A 4960-nucleotide genomic window follows, 5' to 3' on the forward strand; every position below is an offset into this window, starting at 1 on the left:
GTTTGTGCGCAAGGCGCGCGAGCGGCGCTGCCGGGTCAGCCTCGATGATTTCGGCGCCGGTATGAGCTCGTTCGAATATCTCCGGCGGTTCCCCGTCGACACGATCAAGATCGACGGTTCCTTCATCGAACACATCACGCAAAGCCGTTTCGACCGCGAGATCGTGCTGGCCATCACCAGCATCGCCCGCAGCCTCGGCTGTGACGTGGTCGGCGAGAAGATCGAACAGCAGGACACGCTGGCCATGTTGAGCGACATGGGCGTCGCCTTCGGCCAGGGATTTTTGCTGCACCGGCCAGAGCCGCTGGAACGAATTGTCGCGCGTGCGACCAAGGGAGCGACGGCCCGCAAGGCATCGTGATCCGGGTGCGGCGAGTTTCAGGCCAGGCCGAACTGACCTGAAACTCGCCGCATTCTATCCGGTTCGCCGCGCCGTCGATTGCGGAAACTCCAGCACTCCAGCCTCGGGTCGCCTGTGCTGCGCTTCCGTCACCGCTTCGATCAACAGATCGAGCGCTTCACAGGCCGCGCGACTCGTCTCGTCGTTGCCTTGCAGATAATGATAGGCTCGTTCGAGGTGGATGCGGGCGGCTGAAAAATCGCTGGTCAATGGTCCCTCCATGATCCCGCCCTAGAAGACCTTGCCGGAGACGAGGGAACGCCGGGTAAATATCCACAAGCGGCTTTTATTCAAATGCCGCCGAATGTTGCGGGGAGGCGCGCGGCGTTGATGCTGCCAATCTCCCCCCGTGGGGGAGATGTCCGGCAGGATAAAGGGGGGCGCTGTCCTGCCGACCTGAACAATCAGATTTTCGATCTGTTTCGCAGCCTGCACGCTTGATGAGATTGAAGATCTCCCCCACACGGGGGAGATTGGCGGCTTCACCGCCGCGTGATTAGACTGTCAACTTCCTGCGCAAGGTGAGACCGATGATCGTCCAGGCCTGCATCAACGGCGCGCGCGTGCGCGATTTCCACCCGAAGCTGCCGCTGACTGCCGAGGCAATGGCCAGCGATGCGGCAGCCTGCGTCGCCGCTGGAGCGGCCGAACTGCACATCCATCCGCGCGGCACTGACGGGCGCGAAAGCCTGGCAGCCGTCGACGCCACCGTGCTGGCGGTGCGCCGGACCTGCCCGGGAACACTGGTCGGCGTGTCGACCGGCGCCTGGATCGAGAACGACGTCGAGCGGACCCGCACGGCGATCGCCGGCTGGCGAGACCTGCCCGACTATGCTTCGGTCAACCTGTCCGAACCGGATGCGCCCGCCGTGATGGAACTGCTGCGCCAGCGTGGTGTCGGCATCGAGGCGGGGCTTGCCGTCGTCGCCGATGCCGAGCGCTTCGTAGCGCTTCCCGGCCACGACCAGGTGCTGCGCATTCTGATCGAGATCGACATCCCGGACCTGTCCGCTGCACTCGACGAAGCGCATGGCATCGTCGCCGTGCTCGAGCGCGCCGGGGTACGGCGGCCGATCCTGCTGCATGGCGTCGATGCAACTGTCTGGCCCTTCGTCAAGGTTGCGCATCGCAAGCGCTGGTCGACACGGGTCGGTCTGGAAGACGGCAATACGCTCGCCGATGGAACTGTGGCGAAGGACAACGCGGCGATCATCGCTGCCGCCGTGGCGATCTTTCGCGGCTAGTTTTCCAGAATGATCCTGATCGCCTTATCGACCACCGGATGGAGGCCACTGGCCTGGAAGGACAGCCGGTTGCCGGAGCCGACATTGCTGGTCATGGCGATGGTCAGGCCGGACAGCGGGTCGTGCAGCATCACGGCGACGTAGCCGGGGATGCTGCCCTGGTGGCCGTAGAAGGCGCGATCGGCGTAGGCGCTCTGGAACATGCCGGCGCCGGTCTCGCGCATGCGTGTGCCAGGGAAACTTGCCGGCACGCGGTGTTCGAACATCTCGGCGAAGAACGGCGGCGACAGCAGCTTTCCGGAAAAGAGACCACGCATGAAGCTCACCATATCGGACGGCGTCGACACCATGTCGCCGCAGCCATAAGCGGCGCCGAACGGGAAGGAATCGGAGGAATCCTGCAAGTCGTCGGAGTAGGGCAGCACGCCATCCATGCGCCACATCTCGCCGCCCGAGGCGATGTCGGTGGGCGCATTCGCTGGCGGCGGGGGGCGGTGGTAGTAACCACGCACCATCGACTTTTCCGGAAAGGCTTCGGTGGCCGGCGACCAGGTGTTTGTCAGGCCGAGCGGGTGCAGCACCGCGCTTCTGACATAACCGCCCAGCGACTGGCCGGAGACAGCCTCGATCACCATGCCGGCCAGAACATAGCCGGTGTTGTTGTAGACGGCGGGCCCGCCCGGCGCCTTCTGCTTGTCGGAAACGAAGGCTATGTCGACCAGCTGTTGCGGCGTCCATTGCCGGCTCGGATCCATCGGAATGTAATATTCGAACTCGGGCAGGCCACTGCGGTGGTTGATCAGCTGGCGCACCGAAATGTCTTCTGCTCCCGGGAGGTCGGGAAACCAGGAGGCGATCGGCGCGCCGAGGTCGAGCTTGCCGTCCTGAGCGAGCTTGACCAATGCGGCGGCGACGAAGGTTTTGGTGCAACTGCCGATCTTGAACAGGCGGTCGGGCGAGACGGCAATGCCATGCTCCCGGTCGGCGAGGCCGGCAGTGAGGGCGGTTGGTGCGGCGCCTGTGGAGTAGGCGAGCGAGGCGCCTACCGCGCCATCGGTGAGATAGGTCTTGAGGAGGGCGTTCAGGTCTTCACGCATGGATTCTGCTTTCGCCGCCAAATTGCTGGTTTCATAGGTGTCGGTGCGTCCCCGGGCCGAGCCCGAGGGCAGGGTCGCCAAGCTTCACTCCGCCATATCGACGGCGGCAAAGTTCTGCCGGCCGAAGGGGTCGAGCACGTAGTTGAGCACGCTCTTGCGGATCGGGATCGCCACCACCGAATGGGCGATCGGCGCCACCGGCACCTCGACCTTCAGGATCGCTTGCGCCCTGGCGTAGATGTCGGCGCGCTGTTTCGGATCGGCGGCGACGCGACCGTCCTGCAGCAGCTTCTCGAAGGCCGGATCGCACCAGCGCGAGCGGTTGGAGCCGCCCTTCACGCCGTCGCAGGACAGCAGGTAGCTCAGCATGTTGTCGGGGTCGCCATTGTCGCTGCTGCCGCCGAGCAGATAGGCGTCCTGTTCGCCCGCCGCGGTGCGCTTGAGATATTCGCCCCATTCAAAGCTGACGATCTCGGCCTTGACGCCGACTTTCGCCCAGTCGGCCTGGATCATCTCGGCCATGCGCTTGGCATTGGGATTGTAGGGCCGCGATACCGGCATCGCCCACAGGCTGATTTTCAGGTCGCTCTCGTGGCCGGCTTCCTTCAGCAGCGCCTTCGCGCCATCCGGGTCATAGTCGATGCCGGCGTCGGTGACGGCCCCGATCTGCGCCGGCGGCACGACGCTGCCGGCGACCGTGCCGGCGCCGGCATAGACGGCGTCGACGATCGCCTTGCGGTCGACGGCCTTGGCCAGCGCCATGCGCACGCGCACATCGCCGAGCGGCTGGTGTTCGACATTGAAGCCGAGGATGCCGATGTTCTGACCCTTGAGGTCGAGCACGGTGATGTCGGGATCGGTGCGCAAATCGGCGACGGCGCTTGGCGGGGGCGGGGCGGCGACCTGGCACTCATTGGCCTTGAGACGCTCGACGCGCGTGGTCGGTTCGGGCGTAACGGCGAACACCAGAGTGTCGATCTTCGGCGGGCCGCGCCAATAATCCTTGTTGGCGGCGTAGCGGATCTGGCTGTCGGGGACATAGGCCTGCAGCACGAACGGGCCGGTGCCGACGGGCTCGCTATCGATCAGTTCCGGCGTGCCGGCGGTGACCATCTTTTCGGTCTGCTCCAACGACAGGATAGAGAGATAGTCGAGCGCAATGCCGGGCAGGAAGGTGACGTTGGCCGCCGTCAGCGTGAAGCGCACGGTGTGGTCGTCGACCTTGTCGATCTTGTCGATCAGCGAGCCCATGCCCAGTGCGTTGAAGTACTCGTAAGCGCCGCCGCCGAACTTGTGGTAGGGATTGCTGGCGTCGCGCTGGCGGTTGAAGGTGTACAGCACGTCGTCGGCATTGAACTCGCGCGACGGTGTAAAGTGGTCGTTCGACTGGAATTTCACGCCGTGGCGTAGGTGGAACGTGTAGATCTTGCCGTCGGCTGAGACCTCCCAGCTTTCGGCCAGCGCCGGCCCGACCTCGGTGGTGCCAGGCTTGAACTCGACCAGCCGGTTGAAGATCGTCTTGGCGGCGGCATCCATGGTGGAGTCCGCCGTGCCGATCGCCGGGTTGAAGGTTTCGGGATTGGCTTCCGAGCAATAGACCAGGGTTTTGGCGTAGGCCTGTCCGCCAAGAAGGACGGACGAGGCCAGCAAGGACGAGCTAAGGACTGCGCGCAGAACGGATTTCATCGCAAACGCTCCTGATGACACTTTACGGGTTGAGGGAAGGGCAGGCCGGTGAAGTTCATGGCGTCGCCGCCGGGGTGATGAAACGGTCGGGCGCAAGCGCGGCGGAGGTGATGCCGCGTGCCGTGAGATCGTCCGGCAGCGGCTGGCCGCGCAGCAGCGCCGCACCCAGCCGCGCCAGCGTCAGCGACACCTGGAAGCCGTAGCCGCCCTGGCCGCCGAGCCAGAAGAAGCCGGGCAGGCGCGGGTCGAAACCGATGACCGGCGTGCGGTCGGGCGAAAAGGTGCGCAGGCCCGCCCATGGCGTCGACGGACGGCCGATGCGCAGCGACGTCGCCTGTTCGATGCGGTCGACGGCGATGGCGACGTCGATGTCTTCCGGATAGGCGTCGCAGGGTTCGGAATCGGTCTCGTCGGCCAGCGAGCCGATCAGCCTGCCGGCATCGGGCTTGAAGTAGAATTGTTCATGCAAATCGACCACCAGCGGCCAGGCGCTGATGTCGGTGCCGGCGGGCGGGTCGAAAAAGAAGGCGGGG

Annotated in this window: 6 protein-coding genes; 2 read left to right on the forward strand and 4 right to left on the reverse strand. The window is 65.0% G+C overall.

Annotated elements, in window-relative coordinates:
* A partial coding sequence (locus EN984_RS22740) for an EAL domain-containing protein (protein ID WP_164765584.1) occupies window positions 1-361 on the forward strand: 361 nt, incomplete at its 5' end.
* A 54-nt stretch (window positions 362-415) separates the two neighbouring features.
* On the opposite strand, the gene EN984_RS22745 is transcribed toward EN984_RS22740, so the two are convergent.
* On the reverse strand, window positions 416-622 hold the full coding sequence (locus EN984_RS22745; protein ID WP_127269270.1) for a hypothetical protein: 207 nt from the start codon (window positions 620-622) through the stop codon (window positions 416-418).
* Window positions 623-930: 308 nt separating this feature from the next.
* Between EN984_RS22745 and EN984_RS22750 the strand changes: the two genes are divergently transcribed.
* Window positions 931-1644, forward strand: coding sequence for a 3-keto-5-aminohexanoate cleavage protein (locus EN984_RS22750; protein WP_127269269.1), 714 nt, complete (start codon window positions 931-933; stop codon window positions 1642-1644).
* Here EN984_RS22750 and EN984_RS22755 read toward each other — a convergent pair.
* The 3 genes from EN984_RS22755 to EN984_RS22765 all read right to left on the reverse strand — a co-directional run.
* Window positions 1641-2822: a serine hydrolase domain-containing protein gene (locus EN984_RS22755; protein WP_236382751.1), complete on the reverse strand. Its 1182-nt coding sequence runs from the start codon at window positions 2820-2822 to the stop codon at window positions 1641-1643. The genes EN984_RS22750 and EN984_RS22755 overlap by 4 nt on opposite strands.
* A 3-nt stretch (window positions 2823-2825) precedes the next feature.
* Entirely contained in the window at window positions 2826-4427 is a 1602-nt protein-coding gene (locus tag EN984_RS22760; protein ID WP_127269268.1) for an ABC transporter substrate-binding protein, read from the reverse strand.
* Between the two features lie 55 nt (window positions 4428-4482).
* On the reverse strand, window positions 4483-4960 hold a 478-nt coding region (locus EN984_RS22765; protein ID WP_164765585.1), incomplete at its 5' end, for an FAD-binding oxidoreductase.

Source organism: Mesorhizobium sp. M7A.F.Ca.CA.004.12.1.1 (genome assembly GCF_003997835.1).
GTDB lineage: Bacteria > Pseudomonadota > Alphaproteobacteria > Rhizobiales > Rhizobiaceae > Mesorhizobium.